A 16726-nucleotide genomic window follows, 5' to 3' on the forward strand; every position below is an offset into this window, starting at 1 on the left:
TGGAAGGGTTCAAGATCGTTGCGTGTCCACGGTGGAGTCTATAGGTGATGGCGCGTCCGGGCGTTTGCGCAACAGCGCCTGGCTGTCCTTTAGCGTTGCAACGAACAAGCGCAGGATGGCGCGTAAGCCAATGCCGCTGACCTCGCGCAACGCCGACATGGGTGCATCGAGGCGGCCGTTCCCCCAGGTGTTGGCCCAGGTGTCGGCCCGTGAAAAGGTCAGTCGCACCAGTTCACTTTGCTGGCGCAGGGTCAAACCCTCGAATTGCACACCCGCCACGTTGTCGTTGCTGAAGATCGTTTTTGCGGGAAAGAGGCTTGAGGGAGGTGTGCGCAGAATGCAGAGCCGCAGCGTCTCATTGACGCTGAGCTGAACCTGCGGTGGCAGTGCCAGACCCACGCCGTTTTGTGAGAAGTCCCGGGTGATGCAATCAAACGAGGTGCCGTCTTCGCGATAGACCCGCACAGGCAGATCCGCCGGCACTCTGGGTTCGTTGCGTACCTGAGAGGATTCAGTGGCCACCGCCACGGCGGTGCTGACAATGATGATGTTGTACAGGGTCCAGGCCAGGTTGATCAGCAGGGTAGTGGCCTGGGCCGAATCACTCCCGATCAGTTTTACCACGCCCATCACCAGGCCGATCATGTTCAAGGTCAGCAGGACGATGTAAGGCCGCGCGAGCTTCCAGTTGAAATAGTCATCCTCGATGGTGCCGCCCTTGTCGGTCACGTTGAACTTACCCAGCGAAGGGTTGATCAGGGCCAACAGTACCGGTCGCATGATGTACCAGGCCAACACCGACTCATACACTTCGTTCCAGAAGGAATGGCGGAAGCGCCCCTGGATCGCGGAGTTGGTCAGGCTGGAATGGAAAATATGCGGCAGCACATAAACCGTGACCATCAGCGCCGACGCATGGAAAATCTGCGCGTCAAAAAACAGGTAGGCCAAGGGTGCGGTCAAGAACACCAGGCGAGGCAGGCTGTAGAAAAAGTGCATCATGGCGTTGAGGTAGCAGATGCGCTGCCCCAGGTTCAGTCCTTTGCCAAACAACGGATTGTCGGTCCGAAAAATCTGCGCCATGCCCCGTGCCCAGCGTATGCGCTGGCTGATGTGCCGGGAAAGGCTTTCGGTCGCCAGTCCCGCCGCTTGTGGAATGGCGAGGTAAGCCGTATTGAAACCACGGCGGTTGAGCTTGAGTGCCGTGTGCGCATCTTCCGTCACGGTTTCGGTGGCGATGCCTCCGACTTCCAGCAAGTGAGTGCGCCGGATGACCGCGCAGGACCCGCAGAAGAATGCCGCGTTCCACAGGTCATTGCCGTCCTGCACCAGACCGTAGAACAACTCACCTTCATTGGGCACCGAGCGAAAGGTCTCGAGGTTTTTTTCGAACGGATCGGGCGAATAGAAGAAGTGCGGCGTTTGCAGCAACGCCAGGTTCGGGTCCTTGAAAAACCAGCCCATCGTGATCTGCAGGAAGGAGCGGGTAGGCACGTGGTCGGCGTCGAATATGGCAATGAACTCGCCATCGGTGACTTTGAGTGCCTCGTTGAGGTTGCCGGCCTTGGCATGTTGATTGTTGTCGCGAGTGATGTAGTTGACACCAATCTGCTGACAGAAAACCTTGAACTCCTCCCGGCGTCCGTCATCGAGCACGTGCACCCGCAGTTTGCCCTCGGGCCAGTCGATGGCCTGAGCGGCGAGCACCACCAGTTTGACGATACCCAATGCTTCGTTATAGGTGGGAATGAAGACATCTATGGTCGGCCACTCAGCGGGTGGCTGTTGCAGAAACTGCGGTTTGCGGTGCAGCGGCCAGGCGGTTTGTACATAGCCGAAGACCAGGATGAGCAAGGCATACAGTTCGGCCAGCACCAGCCCGTAGCCAAATACGGCATCCTGCCAGTTGTCGAAGCCCAGGGTGTCGGACAGGCGCCAGTACATATAACGCAACGAAGCGATCAGCGAGAGGGTGATCAGGGTCAGGATCGCCAGTCGCCCGGCTTGCTTGCGAATGATCAGGCTGGCGGCAAAACAGACAGCGGCAAACACGGCCTGGGAATACAGATTCTGCGGCGCAGTGAGGATACCCAGCACCAATAATGCTGCGATCAGCCCGCCCGAGATCTTCAGGCCCTGGCGCCAAATCAGGGGCCATCGACTGACGCGAGCCTGGAAAGTATCCAGTAGCCCCTGCAACCACCAAGTCTTTGCAGGCAGCTGATTCAGCTGGACGGTCATGGCGTGTCCTGCTGGCTGGAATTCTCCGAAAAAAGCAGGGAATGGACCGCGCCTGACAGCGAAAGAATGTCCTGACAGCCAATGCTCTCAGGTGCGTATTGCAGTAAGTCCCGACCATGGGCCAGCGACTCGTTGAACTGGTGATCGAGGCGAATCGTCCCAATCAGGTTGGCGCCGAGCCGCCGTAGAAACAGCACGCCCATGTCCCTGCTGAACGAACGCGAGTCATCCCGTTGGTTGAGCACATACCGTTGCCGCTGCGCGCGTCGTCGGCTGGTTTCCAGCCACTGGGTCATGCTGTCCAGCGCCAGGTAGGAGGCCGCGTCGGCCACCGTCATCACCAGCACCAGATCGGCGGCGTCGAGTGCCTGTTGCGAATAGACGGTCTCACCCGAAGGAGTGTCCAGGATCACGGTATCGTTTTCGCTGAGGTTCATTGACGCAAGGTGCTGATTCAACCAGTCAGAATCTTCAAGCATCATCTGCTTGAGCAATCGGCGATCGTTCACCTCGCCAGTGCCGAAGGGCAGGCATTCGCTATCGCTAAAGCCTGGCAGGCGATGAGCGCCCCAGTCTGCGTCCTGTTCCTTGAGCTGAATCAACCCGGGAGCCTGGCGGGTGATACCCAAGTGGCTGGACAGCGCGTTCTGAGGGTCCAGATCAATCGCGATGGTTCGCCCGCCGGGGCGCCGAAGTGTTTTCGCGAGACCCGCAACGAGGGTGCTTCTACCCACGCCACCATTCGCCGAAACGATAGCAATGACCTTCGCCTTGGTCCGCTTGCGAGTCGTTTCTGACAGAGCGTCTCGACGAACCTGGCTGAGTTCACGCAACAGGTCGCTCAATCGCTGACGGTCACCCGTAGCAGAACTCGCAGGTGGCTCGGTCGGGGAAGGGGATTTGGGCGAAGGTAGCGAGAGGACATCATTCTTCACCGGCTCGACCGGCACGCCAATCAATAAGGAAGGCTGTGGCTCGTCCAGCAGAAACACAGGGGGTGTCGGGGAAGACAATGCCGCCGACGACTCTGGCTCAGCCACCGCTGGTGTAACCGGGTCGTCTTTGAAATCTTTATAATTCGGTTGTATTTCCTGGTAACTCTCCGCGTTGGCGCCAAAACGTGTAAAGAGTTTCGTAATATCGTCTACATATTTCATGCGTTGTACCAGGAATGAAATAACTCAGAAACTCAGAACTCAGAAACTCAGCATTCCATTAACTTGACAAAGTTGATGCGTCGTCTTGGTGTTGGCAGAGTGCCGGCAATTTAGGGGGTCAGCGTCTGGGTGTCAACGATTGTTATAAAAAGTCATTGATACTTGTTTGTGCTCGCCAGAGCGTTATTAAGGCACTGTGTTATCCGTGGAAAGTGTGAATGTTAGAGTGCGCCCATTAGTTACTCTACTTGCAGATTCCACGCGCACTTGGACACTCATTCCACAAACACCGGGACGGAGATTCTTCGCTGATAACCCCCCCGCGCTCAGGCAATAGCTCCCTTTACACAGCTCTGGCGTGTAGAAAGTGAGTATCGAGAATCGGATCCTGCATTCTCCGCTTTTGTTCGCTGGGTTATTTGCTGTTTTGGAAATGAAGGCGATTAGGAACAAGACAACTCGGGAGAAGAAACGCCCTCATGGTTTTCCTTTTCTATATTGAAAAAGTTTATCCAGACGCTGGGCCGCACCTGGTCGATCTATTTTTATCCGGCCTTTACACGCAATGGGTATAGATAAAAGAAACACCCACCCTTTTTCCTTGCCCCCCCCTGATAGCACGTTTATGAAGGTTCCGAAGTATGGTAGCGCCTGAGTCGGCAAGGGCACGCTATGTTTCGTCTTACTTAACCTGGCAGGTCCGGGCCTGCCAGGTCCGCTCGACAACCTTATTCAAAGACTGTCCGGATCCCCAAAGAACATCTGAATCCGCGACCGCAACCAACGCTCCCCCGGATCATTATCCTGCGACCCGCGCCACGCCATGTGCAGTTCAAAGCTGCGCACCGGCAACGGCGGATCTTCCGCGCGCACCCCGCCCGCGGCCGTCAGCGCATCGGCCGTGTAGTCCGGCACGGTTGCGACGATGTCCGTGCCGGCCAGCAAGGTGCTCAAGCCATTGAACTGCGGCACCGCGAGCACCACATGACGTTTGCGCCCGAGCTTTTCCAGTTCTTCATCTATGAAGCCGCTGAGGTCGCCGGCGAACGACACCAGTGCATGGGGGCGGGCGCAGTAATCATCCAGGCTCAATGGCCCCGGCACGGTGTCGGCGCGCAACAGCTTGGGCTGGCTGCGGCGCAGTACCTTGCGCTTGGCGTTGGCCGGCAGGTCGGTGGTATAGCTGACGCCGATGGAGATCTCGCCGGAGGCCAGCAACCCCGGCATCAGGATGTAGTTGACCCGACGCACCACCAGCACGATCCCCGGCGATTCGGCGCGCAGGCGCTTGAGCAGCATGGGCAGCAAGGCGAATTCGACGTCGTCCGAAAGGCCGATGCGGAACACGGCGGTACTTGTGGCAGGATCGAACTCGGCCGCACGGCTGACCGCGGTGGAAATCGAATCCAGTGCCGGCGAGAGCAGGGCGAAGATCTCGATCGCCCGGGCGGACGGCTCCATGCTGCGGCCGGTACGCACAAACAGAGGGTCATCAAACAACCCGCGCAGGCGCGAGAGCGCCGCACTGATGGCCGGCTGGCCGAGGAAGAGTTTTTCCGCAGCTCGGGTCACGCTGCGTTCGTGCATCAATGTTTCAAAAACGATCAACAGGTTCAGGTCGACACGACGCAGGTCATTACGATTCATCTGGAGTCCTGGCAGAGTCAGCAAACTTGACGTGGGCGGCCATATGAGAACAATGGCCAGCAGGAATATTACGGGGAAAGGCTGGTACTCTGCACCGGGTAATTCAGATTTCCTGAAAAGGTGGCTTCGGTTTCTTGCGGCATTTCACAATGTCGCCGCCGCTGCGGAATCAATGACAGGCATGTCGACTATTAATACCCACTGATAGTGTTGGGTTGAAAGCCCAGCTAGAGTTCAAGGCATTAGAGGTTCAATTGGCGAGGTTTGCGATGTCCCGCACGATCCGTTTTCACAAGTTTGGTCCAGCCGAGGTGCTCAAATGCGAAGAGCATGCGGCGGCTCTGCCTGCACCGGGCGAAGTGCAGGTGCGCGTCGAAGCGATCGGCATCAGCTGGTACGACACTCTCTGGCGCCAGAACCTGGCGTCGTCCCGCGCCCGTCTGCCTTCGGGCCTTGGCCAGGAAATGGCCGGTGTCGTCACGGCTGTCGGTGAGGGTGTGGATGACCTGGCGATAGGTGACAAGGTCGCCAGTTTCCCGGCCCAAAGCCCGAACGACTATCCGGTCTACGGGGAGCTGATTGTCCTGCCGCGCTCGTCGCTGACCCGTTACCCGGACGTACTGAGCCCGATCGAAGCCAGCGTGCATTACACGCCGCTGCTGGTCGCCTATTTTGCTTATGCCGACCTGGCACGGGTCAAACCCGGGCAATTCGCCCTGGTGACCGACGCCAGCCATTGCGCCGGACCTTCGTTCGTGCAACTGGGCAAGGCCTTGGGTGTTCGAGTGATTGCCGCTACCAAGTCAGCAGAGGAGCGTGAGTATCTGTTGTCGCTGGGTGCCGAAAAAGTCATCGTTACCGAGGAAGAAGATCTGCTGATACGGATCAACAAGATCACCGATAACCGCGGTGTGGATGTGGTCTTCGATGGTTTGGGCGGTCCTCAGATGTCGTTGCTGGGCGATGTGCTGGCGCCTCGCGGCAGCCTGGTGCTGTACGGCCTGCAAGGTGGCAACCAGACGCCATTCCCGGCCTGCGCGGCGTTCCAGAAGAACATTCAGTTCTTCGTGCACTGCATCGGCAACTTCACCGGCAAGCCGGAACTGGGCATCATCCAGGACCAGGTCGCACTGCAACGTGCCTTGCGCGACATCAACCAGTTGACCGCTGACCGCGTGCTGCTGCCGCTCAAGACTCGGGTCTTCCCGTTTGCCGAGGTGGTCGAAGCACACCGCTACATGGACGAATGCCCTTGTCGCGAGCGGGTCGCCCTGCAGGTCGAACCGGCGTAGCACTTACCCCAAGAGCCGACGCAAAAGCCCCCCAAGAGTCCGTGCCCACACGGACTCTTTCGTTTGTGCCCCCCCGAAACCCGTCGACCCGCAGGCCGGTCCAGCAACTGAACTGGTTTTTGCCGGTAATCTGTAGCTTCTAATCAGCCACTAAGCCCTGATAATTGAATGATTACTTTCATCTCAAGGAATGAGTCATGGCTGGGTGTCAGACTAAAACTTTTCAATGTGCGCCCTCGGTGCATGCCTTCGATTTAGTTAGTAGTTGTGTAGTTGCCAAAAAGACAGCAACAACTTCTTTCCTTATTTCTTGTGTTAAGCGTCTGTGGGACTTTGTCGGACGTTTCCTAGGACTCCGTCTCCAATCGAGAAAACCCTTGCCAGCCGGGCGCTACAGTCTCGTCTTCGGTGTGCGCCAGAAGGGTTGTTACGATCGTTTCAAATGATTTCCAGAAAATTCAATTGCTAGCATTTGGCAATAAAGTCGATGACTCCATTCGTGCAGACAGTCCAGCGGATTTCGCTGTTCGCGCGATATTGAACTTATGAGTACCAGGTAAATAAAGATGACCAGCATCCATGACCAAGCGATGAACTATGTCTACCAACAAGTGCTGCAGCGATTGCTGGGTTTCTTTTCCCGTGCCGAGCGCACGGCATTGCAGTTGTTGATTCAGCGTCTGGCAGTGGCGGCGGGGGGCATGGAGCGCATTGGGGATTACAAGGTGTTGGCGGTCCAGTCCGGGGCCCGTGACGACTGCTACAGCCTGGCGCTGTTGCGTGCCGCGCAGTTGACCATCGCCACTCGGTCCCCGGCGACATTCCAGTTGCGCATCGCCTCGTTGCGGTTGAACGGGACAAGCCAGGCGGCCGTGGAAAACATGCACCGGACCAACAGCGCACTGTTTGTCTATGACGATCCGCGGGTCGAAGTGCTGATGGTCGATGATCGGGAAGTCCTGCCGTTCAATCACCTGGTGCCGATCTCCGACGCCGGCCGCGAGTCCAGCCGCGTGAACCTGCTGCTGATCGGCCATCGCCGGGAGTGGCGCGGCGGGTTCGACCTGTGGGATGACGGATACCTGGCCACGGGAGAGTTCTACGGGCAAATCGCCCGCTGGGACGGTGGCGTCGACGCCTTGCTCATCAGTGACACGCCGCGTCAGCAGAAACAGTTCATCGACGGTTTGAAGCGTGCCGCCACCAAGGCTGGGCTCAAGCCCTCGCACGTGGGCGAGGCCGGCCATGGGGCGTTGTTTGCATTGCTCGATGAGCTGGGCAGCGACTGTTATCAGGCGTTTTATGCCGATGACGGCCAGGCCCGATGGCGTCCTGAAGAGCGCTTTGAGACCTGCCGTCGTACCACCTGCATCGAGATTCACGACCTGCTGGTCAGCAACCTGGAAGAGCGCTGGTCATTGCTGACTGAGTTTCTCGGCTTCCAGCCTGACGAACTGTCCGCGCAGATCAGCGACAACGAATTCGTCAGCGCGTCGATCTCGGCGCACGTGCGTGGCTTGCAAGCGAGCTTCGTGCAGGGTCGCGATTACCAGTCAGGCGTTGCGCAATACCTGCAACGCGCCCTGGTGATGATGCGCCGCAAGCGCGTGCCCGAGCGTTTGTGCGAGCAGGCCATCGAGGTGTTCGGCAACCCGGCGACAGTGAGCGAGCAGCGTGCCCGCGCGGCAGCCGAGGCGCAAAAGAACCTGGGCCTGAGCGAAGCCCAGCTGGTGTGTCTGCTTTTTTCGCCGTTTATCGAAGAAGGTGCGGGGCTTGAGCGATTTTTGCGTCAGTGCCATCCGGGCATGCTGGTGGCCATGCCCGAATTGCACCGGGCCATGCAGGGGCATCCGGTCGCCGAACAGATCATGCAATGGATGATCGATGTCAGCGGATTGCCTGTCAGCCTGATCGGCCGGCTTTATCGCATGGAGCGGGCGCCAGGCAGCGATGAGGGGGCGCCCGAAGTACAGATCCAGTGTGCCGCGTTGCAAGAGGCAGCGGGCGATCTTGACACCGGTGACACGCTGGTGGATGAATGGTCAGCGGGTCACTGAGGGTGGGCGGACAATCAGCCAGTACGGTCGGCCTTCAGTCATGAAAGGTCCACGAGAAACGGATTTCGCCTATCAGGCCGTTTATCGGTACTTGGGCAGCCTGATCAATGAGTCCGGAGGGGATTCACGCATCCGCCTGCCGTCGCTGCGGCAGCTGGCGGAGCGCCTCAATGTGTCGATCTCGACCATTCAGTACGCCTATTCGCTGCTGGAGAAGGAAGGGCGTGTGTTTTCGGTGGCCAAGTCGGGTTATTACGCGTTGCCGGTGTCCTCTTTCAACCCGCAGGACAGCGGCAGCGACCTGCTCGAAGCCGTCTATGTCAACGCCAGGCGTCCGGGGATGCTGGTCCTGAGCGCCGATGAACCGGCGTTGCTGCAGCCCCTCGACAGCCCCTTGTTGCTGCTGGAGCGAGAGTTGCTGCGCCAGTATCCAAGGCAGCCGCAGTCGCCCTCGCAACCCTGCGGCGAGCTCGAGCTGCGCACCGCCCTGGCGGCACGCTACACCACGTCTCCCATGCGTTACTGGCACGCCGATGATGTCTACATCGGCGCCGACCTTCGCGGCGTCCTCGAAATCCTCATCGCCGTGCTGGGCTTGAAAGACGCCACGGTAGTGATTGAATCACCCTGCGACTGGACGATCCTGCGGTTGCTTCAAGCCGCCTGCGTACGGGTAATCGAGTGGCCCGTGCAAGCCGATGGTTGCCTCGATCCGCAACGGCTGAAAACGTTGCTGGAGACCGAGCCGGTGCGGCTGGTGATGCTGTCATCGGCCCTGAACATGCCCCGTGGCAGCCTGGCGCCAGAGGAAAACAGGCAGGTCATTGCCCGGCTGTTGGCCGCGCATGACAGTTGGGTGCTGGAAAACGACTGTTATGGCGAGCTCGGATTCGACCCGGGCGGCCTGCGCTTTCGCGACTTGCTGGACCCGCAACGGCTGATGGTGTTTTCCGCGTTCGAGAAAATCATTGGCCCGGAAGCGCCCTACGGCTACCTGCTTTCAAGGCACTTGAGCGCCGAGTTGCAACGGCACTTCCTGCTGCGTTCGTTTCGACTGTCGCCGATTCGCCAGAAAGCCATCGCCCGTTTGTACAGCAGCGGCCGCATCGATCAACACCTGCTGGTGCTGCGACGGCTACTCAAGGAGCGCAAGAGTCAAATGACCCAGTTGTTGCAGGAGCGACTGGGAGATGCCTTGCATTTCGTCGAGCCAGAAGGCGGTGCAACGATCTGGGTGCGCTCGTTGCGCCGGGTCAATGTCCGTCGTGTGTTCCAGCGCCTGCTGGCGCAACAGGTGGTCATCGCGCCGGGCGAGCTGTTCAGCCTCCACGGCCTGCATGGGCAGCATTTGCGCTTGAGTCATACCTTCGGCGGCGATCACAACCTGGCGGCCGCGCTGGGACTGCTGGGGGATGCGCTGCGCCTGGAATCGATCGAGTGAGTGACAAAAAATAACAACCTCACTGTGTTGGATCGATCCCATCGCGTTGCGGTCAAACTGCCAGTAAACTGCGACTCAATCCCTGAACCACTCTATTCCAGAGGTTTTGCATGACACTCAGTCCTTTTGCGGGTAAACCGGCACCGGCAGAATTGTTGGTCGACATCCCGCGACTGGTAACGGCCTATTACACCGGCCAGCCTGATGCCGCCATTTCGACCCAGCGCGTTGCCTTCGGCACGTCGGGGCACCGCGGTAGCTCGTTCGACCTGAGTTTCAACGAATGGCACGTGCTGGCGATCAGCCAGGCCATTTGCCTGTATCGCGAAGCTCAGGGTATCGATGGCCCGCTGTTTGTCGGTATCGACACCCACGCGCTGTCCACGCCGGCCGGGGCCAGTGCCCTTGAAGTGCTGGCGGCCAACGGCGTGACCGTGATGATCGCCGCGGGCGACGAGTACACGCCGACGCCGGCCATTTCCCATGCGATTCTCTGCTACAACCGTGGTCGCACCAGCGGCCTGGCGGACGGCATCGTCATCACGCCGTCGCACAACCCACCGCAAAGCGGTGGCTACAAGTACAACCCCACCAACGGTGGTCCGGCCGATACTCACATCACCAAGTGGATCGAGGCCAAGGCCAACGAATTGCTGGCCAACAAGCTCGCGGGCGTCAAGCGCATCAGCTACGAGCAGGCACTGAAGGCCGGCACCACCCATCGTCACGACTACCTCAACACCTATGTCGCCGACCTGATCAACGTGATCGACTTCGACGCCATCCGCGATGCCAAGCTGCGCCTGGGCGTCGATCCGCTGGGTGGAGCGGGAGTGCGCTACTGGTCGGCGATTGCCGAGCATTACCGTCTGGACCTGGATGTGGTGAACAAACAGGTCGACCCGACCTTCCGCTTCATGACCGTCGACTGGGACGGGCAGATCCGCATGGACCCATCGTCCAGCCACGCCATGCAAGGCCTGATCGGCCTGAAAGAGCGCTTCGACGTGGCGTTTGCCTGCGACCCTGACCATGACCGCCATGGCATCGTCACGCCGTCTGGTGGTTTGCTGGCACCTAACAACTACCTCGCCGTTGCCATCGACTACCTGTTCCAGAATCGTCCGCAATGGCGCGCCGATGCTGCCGTGGGTAAAACCGTGGTCAGCAGCGGCTTGATCGACCGCGTGGCCAAACGCCTGGGCCGTCGCCTGTACGAAGTACCGGTCGGCTTCAAGTGGTTTGCCGATGGATTGTTCGATGGCTCCCTGGGGTTCGGCGGCGAAGAAAGCGCCGGTGCCTCGTTCCTGCGCAAGGACGGCGGCGTCTGGAGCACCGACAAGGACGGTTTGATTCCGGCCCTGCTGGCTGCCGAGATGACGGCCCGGACCGGTCGCGATCCGAGCCAGGCGTACCGTGCCTTGACCGATGAACTGGGTGAGCCGTTCTCGGTACGGGTCGACGCCAAGGCCAACCCGGAGCAGAAAGCCCTGTTGAGCAAGCTGTCGCCGCAACAGGTCACCTCGACCCAGCTGGCCGGCGAGCCGATCCAGAGCATCCTCAGCCACGCACCGGGCAACGACCAGGCCATTGGCGGTCTCAAGGTCATGACCGAAAACGGCTGGTTCGCGGCGCGTCCGTCGGGCACGGAAGACATCTACAAGATCTATGCCGAAAGCTTTGTCAGTAACGACCACCTCAAGCAACTGGTGGCCGAGGCGCAAACGTTGGTGGATGGTGCCATTTGCGCGAAATGATTGAAGGCCCTATCGCCGGCAAGCCAGCTCCTACAAGAATTGCGCTGACCCTGTAGGAGCTGGCTTGCCAGCGATGACATTTGAACAGGCACTCAAAAAAAGGGGCGACCAACACGGTCGCCCCTTTTTTTGCAATTGCACTCAGCAGATCACGCCAGGTCCACCAACACGATCTCACTGTCCTCGATGGCCGTCACCCGCAGCACCTGCTCATCGGCCACCGCAACACCGTCTCGAGCTTGTGCGCGCAAGCCGTTGACTTCAATGACCCCGGTGGCCGGGACCAGGTAGGCACGACGACCGCTGTCCAACAGGTATTCGGCCGTTTCGCCGGCCTTCAAGTTGGCGGCCACCAGCCGGGCATCGGCGCGGATGCGCAGGCTCTGCTCGTCGCCTTCCTTGCCGCTGGCCAGAGTGACAAAACCTTCGCGGTCGCCTTTCGGAAACGGTTTGGCGCCCCAGGACGGTGCCAGGCCGGACTCATTCGGAATGATCCAGATCTGGAAAATCCGGGTCGGCGTCGCTTCCAGGTTGTACTCGCTGTGGGCGATCCCGGTACCGGCGCTCATGACCTGGACGTCACCCGCTTCGGTCCGGCCCTTGTTGCCCAGGTTGTCCTGGTGGGTAATGGCGCCTTCACGGACATAGGTGATGATTTCCATGTCCCGGTGCGGGTGCTGCGGGAAACCGGTGCCGGGAGCGATCACGTCGTCATTCCAGACCCGCAGGTTGCCCCAGTTCATGCGCTGTGGATCGTAGTATTCGGCGAACGAAAAATGGTGATGCGCATCCAACCAGCCGTGGTGAGCACCGCCAAGGGTTTTGAAAGGTCTGAGTTCAAGCATGATCGTCTCCAGAAAAGGTTCGTCATGGGGCGAGGCGCCTGAGCCACGAAGCGAGACCGGTGGTTGATGGTGGTTGATGACGGCCATCATCCATCAGGCAACAATCGATAAAAAGCGTAAAAAATGCGCCATTCCCATCGAATCAATTGATATGAAATAGGCTCTAAACGTTCTCATCCAACCTTCACTTCATCGCATAAGCCAATGAGTCATAAGCAATTCACTAGAACTCAATGGCAAATGCAGACACCATAGCGCTCAACAGCCTCACACCCTGGAGTCAGTCCGCGTGCCGCAACACACCCCCGATCTTCCGCCTGAACTTCGCCCCCTGGCCGAAATGCCGCTGATCAAGCGCCTGCTCGCCCGGTTCTTCGGATACAGCCTGACCCGCCTGCACGCACAGCATCGTGCGTCGTGGTTGCATGGCCAGGCCGACGGTTTTCGCAGCGGTCACAGCGCCGGGGTCGATTACGGCTACAGGGAAGGCAAGCTCGAAGGGCTGGAGGAGGGTCGGCAGGTCCTGCTGATCCGCGACTCGCGCTCCACTGAACACCGGCCACCGACTGTCGATGACCTGCTGTTCGACGATTGGCGCCTGCCGTTGAGCGCCGAGTTGAAGAAGCGCATGAAGGCGGATGTCGCCCGGTTGCTGCCGGCCCATGCCCAGCCCAGCGCCGCACAGTGGAAAATGATCTTCAGCGACACGCCGTCCACCTCGGTGATCGCCGGTGCCGGCGCAGGCAAGTCGACCACGCTGGTGCTGCGTATCTTGCTGTTGAGCCATTATCTGGGCTTCGAGCTGAGTTCGATGACGGTGGTGACCTTCACCCGTGAGTCGCGCAAGGACTTCATCAATAAGCTGATCGAACTGTTTGCGCTCTGGGGCCGCGCGATCAGTTTCAAGGAGGCGCGGGACCTGGTGCGCACCTTTCACTCGCGGATCCTGCCGATGGTGCGCAGTCTTCCGGGTTTCGAGCGTTTGCAGGCCTTCGAGAACCTCAGCCTGCGGGCTGCACAGGGTGACGAGGAGGTCGACAGCAATCCGTTCGACCTGCGTATCAACGACGCTCAGCGCCAACAGCTCAACGCCTGCTATCACCGTCTGCACAGTAACGACGAGCGCTTTCGCGAGCTGATCAAGCCATTGTCCCGGCATGCCTTGCAACTCAAGGAACTGGAGCGTGATCACCCCGATGTGCAGAAACGCATGGGCGTCACCGAACTGGCGGCCAAGCGTGATGAAGAGTTGTGCGACGCCATTGAAGACCTGTGGTTTCGCGCCGGTGCCTGGCCCATCAAGGGTATCGAACCTAATCGCCAGTCGTTCGATATCAACGGCTCGGCATTCCACTGTCACGGCTACATCCCGACGCTGGACGCCTGGGTGGTGCTGGGGTTCGATCCTCGGGAGAACCCGCAAGTCACGCGGCCCAATGCCAAGCTGACAGTGCGCGCAGAATGGGCGGTAAAGCGCACCTTGTTTCAAGCTTTCTGTCGTAAACCATTGATTTGGTTGGATAGTTACGAGTCATCAAAGCGTGTGCTGGCCTCGCTGGCGGGGGATGCCAGCGCCGGGCCGGGCTTCGATTACAAGGTCAAGGGCGAGCTCGCGTCCGCACCGTTGCTCGATTGCTTTGTCGCCGCCGCCGGGTTCATCGAAAACCTCGGACTGGATGTGCCGAGTGCCGTGGGGCAGATGAGTTTCGCCAAGGATGATCCCGACCGGTTCTTCTTCGAAGCCCTGAGCCTTTACTGGCGGGCGCTGGAGGATCATTTGCTCGACCAGAAACCGCCGATCATGACTTACAACCGGATGTTCGCCCTGTTCAGCGAGCATTCGCCGGAGAACCTCAAGTTGCTGGGTGATGAGCTGCTGCGGCCGCTGTCACACCTGATGATCGACGAATTCCAGGACGTCTCGCCGCAAATCGTCTCCTGGATCAGGGCCAGCCTGGCGGAGATCCGCAGTCGCGGTCCGGCCATGCACGTCGGGCGGGGTGCCCAGCGTTCCTCGCTGCTCTGTGTGGGCGATGACTGGCAATCCATCTATGGCTGGCGCGGCAGTTCGCCAAGCTACTTCATGGAGTTCAACAAGGAGTTCCCGTCGCCGAGCACCACCAAGGTCATGCTCAGCGACAACTACCGCAGCCACCAACACATCATTGATGCCGCCGAGCACATCGTGCGCGCAGCGCCGGCGATTGCCGGGAAGAAAGCCAAGGCCAGCGGTGAACCCAAGGCATTGCTGCCGGTGAATGTCCTCGATCGTGATGACCAGGGCATGGCGCAGCGCCTGATGGAGCATTACCGAAAGGGTGATTCAATCTTGATGCTTTATCGAAAAAGTAGCGATAAGTCATTGATAGAAGAGCATATTCAGTCAGTAGTTAATGTTGATTCGAGCTTGCCCCATGCAGCGCGCAGGCTCAAGCAACTGACGTATCACAGTGCCAAGGGCCTCCAGGCCGATGCGGTGTTTTTGCTGGGCGACTGCCAACACCTGACCAGTTCGCCCTACAAGAATCAGGTTTACCGGATGGCGGGCCTGGGCAAGGCCGGTGACAGCGAACCCTACGACAATGCCCAGAAGGACGAGATCCTGCGGCTGGCGTACGTGGGTATTACCCGTGCCGTCAGCCATTGCTACTGGTACGTCGATACGCAAGACACCCAGGCCGCGAACCTGCCCAAGGCGTCCGACCGGATCGGCAAGGGCAAGGCGTTCTTTGTCGATCATCGTAAAAGCCAGAACACCGCCTGAATTGAGACACTGTAGGAGCCGGCTTGCCGGCGATGGACTCAAGTGCGCCGCGTTTAGCCAGTAAACACGCGTTATCGTTAACGACCATCGCGAGCAAGCTCGCTCCTACAGGGGGGTGGACAGGCTTCAGGCATAACTCCTGAAGGCCTGCGGTGGAACGAAGGCTTCAAGTTCATCCTCCACCGCTTCGATTATTCGTTCTACATCCGCGGCATTCATGACGGTGGCGCAAGGAATGCCGGCAATGGCGATCATGGTCTCGCCAGTGGCACGATCGAAAAGACGGGCAATCATGCTGCCCGGCGCGTCCATGCTCGCCTCGAAACCCATGGGATGAAAATGCCAGCGCATCAGCTGGCAGGCGTTTGGAAACGTGACCTTGCTGAACCCTCTATTCATGTGTTGCCCGCCTTCAGTATCGAGCGCTTCCTTTAGCTCATGGTAGGAGGGAAGAACCTTCAATGGCTCAACCAGTGACAGTCTTTAAAAGTAGCATCCGAATGTGAAAAGAATGTGGTTTTTTCAGGTCGTTTGGCGATTGCCACCCTTTTTTTGATTCAGGTCACGCTTCCTTGATATTGGCGGCCCAAAGCCCGCATCCGTTTAGTCGTTGAAGACAAAGCGGAAGTTGGGCAAGCTCGGTTTTTTCCGTCGAGATTTTCAATGCACGCCGAGGATGATGGCCCGCTGCAAACCCAGGCCACGGGCGAGACGGTCATGCGCTATCACTTGCGCTGGAAGCACCGGGACCTGGACGGCGTCATGGCGCTCTATCACCCTGAAGTCCAGTACAACGACTTTTTCCAGAACCGGGTCATGGGCCTGGCCGAATTGCGCGACTACGTGCGCAGCAGCATGCCCCGGGATCCGGATGAAGCGCTGGAGCACTCCGACCGCATTCGACTGGACGGCAACACCGCCTTCATTCAGTACCGCATCACCCTGCGCGGTGGTGAAGGCCTGGTGTCGTTTCGCGCCAGCGAGGCGATCACCGTCAAGGACGGACTGATCTGGCGGGTCAATGAATACGCTTCGCTGGTGCATGAACAACCCGTCAGCAAAGCCAGCCCCGGCCAGCGCCCGGCGGTCAGCCGGCTGGGCCTGTCGCCTCGCCAGTTGAGCTTCATGGCCGAGGACTTGCAGCAGTATTTCCAGCGCCAGCAGCCGTATCTTGACCCGGAGCTCGACCTGCAACGGGTGGCCAAGGAGTGCGGGTACAGCCGTAACCAGATTTCCTATCTGTTGAACCAGGTGCTGGGCCAGAGCTTCTACCGCTACGTCAACCAGGCGCGCCTGCAACACTTGTTGGCGGCACTGGATGACGCCACGCCACCGCTGCGTATCGATGAACTGGCGTTCGCCGCCGGGTTCAATTCGCTGTCAGCGTTCTACAGCTGTTTCCGCCAGCACACCGGCCAGTCACCCAAGGCTTACGTCAAACAAATTTCTTTGCGTGCACGCGCGCAAGACAGCGCCTGAGCCCACGCACTAGGATCGACGCCATCGAAGTTTTTCAGTGGCGGAG

General features: G+C 59.2%; 11 protein-coding genes. 6 read left to right on the forward strand and 5 right to left on the reverse strand.

Going from position 1 to position 16726, the window contains the following annotated elements:
* Window positions 1–9: 9 nt before the first annotated feature.
* The 3 genes from bcsA to AB7M25_RS14830 all read right to left on the reverse strand — a co-directional run bounded on the left by bcsA (window position 10) and on the right by AB7M25_RS14830 (window position 5045).
* Complete coding sequence (bcsA, locus tag AB7M25_RS14820; RefSeq protein WP_429560492.1) at window positions 10–2241, reverse strand: UDP-forming cellulose synthase catalytic subunit; 2232 nt, start codon at window positions 2239–2241, stop codon at window positions 10–12.
* A complete protein-coding gene (bcsQ, locus tag AB7M25_RS14825; protein WP_429518614.1) occupies window positions 2238–3398 on the reverse strand; it encodes a cellulose biosynthesis protein BcsQ in 1161 nt (386 codons plus the stop codon). Before bcsQ ends, bcsA begins: the two co-directional genes overlap by 4 nt.
* A 732-nt stretch (window positions 3399–4130) precedes the next feature.
* On the reverse strand, window positions 4131–5045 hold the full coding sequence (locus AB7M25_RS14830; protein WP_053160139.1) for a LysR family transcriptional regulator: 915 nt from the start codon (window positions 5043–5045) through the stop codon (window positions 4131–4133).
* A 269-nt stretch (window positions 5046–5314) separates the two neighbouring features.
* Here AB7M25_RS14830 and AB7M25_RS14835 point away from each other — a divergent pair, with 269 nt between their 5' ends.
* The 4 genes from AB7M25_RS14835 to pgm all read left to right on the forward strand — a co-directional run bounded on the left by AB7M25_RS14835 (window position 5315) and on the right by pgm (window position 11592).
* Entirely contained in the window at window positions 5315–6337 is a 1023-nt protein-coding gene (locus AB7M25_RS14835) for a zinc-dependent alcohol dehydrogenase family protein (RefSeq protein ID WP_104447177.1), read from the forward strand.
* Window positions 6338–6903: 566 nt separating this feature from the next.
* Window positions 6904–8394 carry a hypothetical protein gene (locus AB7M25_RS14840; RefSeq protein ID WP_454237520.1) on the forward strand — a complete coding sequence of 497 codons (1491 nt, stop codon included), beginning with the start codon at window positions 6904–6906 and terminating at the stop codon, window positions 8392–8394.
* Window positions 8395–8434: 40 nt separating this feature from the next.
* Window positions 8435–9835 carry an aminotransferase-like domain-containing protein gene (locus AB7M25_RS14845; protein ID WP_454237521.1) on the forward strand — a complete coding sequence of 467 codons (1401 nt, stop codon included), beginning with the start codon at window positions 8435–8437 and terminating at the stop codon, window positions 9833–9835.
* A gap of 110 nt (window positions 9836–9945) precedes the next feature.
* On the forward strand, window positions 9946–11592 hold the full coding sequence (pgm, locus tag AB7M25_RS14850) for a phosphoglucomutase (alpha-D-glucose-1,6-bisphosphate-dependent) (protein ID WP_454237522.1): 1647 nt from the start codon (window positions 9946–9948) through the stop codon (window positions 11590–11592).
* A gap of 149 nt (window positions 11593–11741) precedes the next feature.
* Here the strand turns inward: pgm and AB7M25_RS14855 are convergent, their stop codons facing one another.
* The gene (locus AB7M25_RS14855) at window positions 11742–12437 is read right to left on the reverse strand and encodes a pirin family protein (protein ID WP_454237523.1); all 696 of its coding nucleotides are present in this window, start codon (window positions 12435–12437) and stop codon (window positions 11742–11744) included.
* 289 nt (window positions 12438–12726) lie between these two features.
* Between AB7M25_RS14855 and AB7M25_RS14860 the strand changes: the two genes are divergently transcribed.
* On the forward strand, window positions 12727–15201 hold the full coding sequence (locus tag AB7M25_RS14860) for a UvrD-helicase domain-containing protein (RefSeq protein ID WP_454237524.1): 2475 nt from the start codon (window positions 12727–12729) through the stop codon (window positions 15199–15201).
* 126 nt (window positions 15202–15327) lie between these two features.
* On the opposite strand, the gene AB7M25_RS14865 is transcribed toward AB7M25_RS14860, so the two are convergent.
* The gene (locus AB7M25_RS14865) at window positions 15328–15600 is read right to left on the reverse strand and encodes a DUF1652 domain-containing protein (protein ID WP_429388972.1); all 273 of its coding nucleotides are present in this window, start codon (window positions 15598–15600) and stop codon (window positions 15328–15330) included.
* 264 nt (window positions 15601–15864) lie between these two features.
* On the opposite strand from AB7M25_RS14865, the gene AB7M25_RS14870 reads away from it, so the two are divergent.
* Window positions 15865–16680 (forward strand): helix-turn-helix transcriptional regulator, encoded by an 816-nt coding sequence (locus tag AB7M25_RS14870; RefSeq protein WP_429388950.1) that lies wholly within the window; start codon window positions 15865–15867, stop codon window positions 16678–16680.
* Window positions 16681–16726 lie beyond the last annotated feature (46 nt).

It is taken from the genome of Pseudomonas sp. AP3_22 TE3818, from assembly GCF_053628995.1.

What these genes read in the sequence shown, in the direction of transcription:
- bcsA (WP_429560492.1), bottom strand. Translation starts at nt 2,241, where the DNA reads ATGACCGTCCAGCTGAATCAGCTGCCTGCAAAGACTTGGTGGTTGCAG.
- bcsQ (WP_429518614.1), bottom strand. Translation starts at nt 3,398, where the DNA reads ATGAAATATGTAGACGATATTACGAAACTCTTTACACGTTTTGGCGCC.
- AB7M25_RS14830 (WP_053160139.1), bottom strand. Translation starts at nt 5,045, where the DNA reads ATGAATCGTAATGACCTGCGTCGTGTCGACCTGAACCTGTTGATCGTT.
- AB7M25_RS14835 (WP_104447177.1), top strand. Translation starts at nt 5,315, where the DNA reads ATGTCCCGCACGATCCGTTTTCACAAGTTTGGTCCAGCCGAGGTGCTC.
- AB7M25_RS14840 (WP_454237520.1), top strand. Translation starts at nt 6,904, where the DNA reads ATGACCAGCATCCATGACCAAGCGATGAACTATGTCTACCAACAAGTG.
- AB7M25_RS14845 (WP_454237521.1), top strand. Translation starts at nt 8,435, where the DNA reads ATGAAAGGTCCACGAGAAACGGATTTCGCCTATCAGGCCGTTTATCGG.
- pgm (WP_454237522.1), top strand. Translation starts at nt 9,946, where the DNA reads ATGACACTCAGTCCTTTTGCGGGTAAACCGGCACCGGCAGAATTGTTG.
- AB7M25_RS14855 (WP_454237523.1), bottom strand. Translation starts at nt 12,437, where the DNA reads ATGCTTGAACTCAGACCTTTCAAAACCCTTGGCGGTGCTCACCACGGC.
- AB7M25_RS14865 (WP_429388972.1), bottom strand. Translation starts at nt 15,600, where the DNA reads ATGAATAGAGGGTTCAGCAAGGTCACGTTTCCAAACGCCTGCCAGCTG.
- AB7M25_RS14870 (WP_429388950.1), top strand. Translation starts at nt 15,865, where the DNA reads ATGCACGCCGAGGATGATGGCCCGCTGCAAACCCAGGCCACGGGCGAG.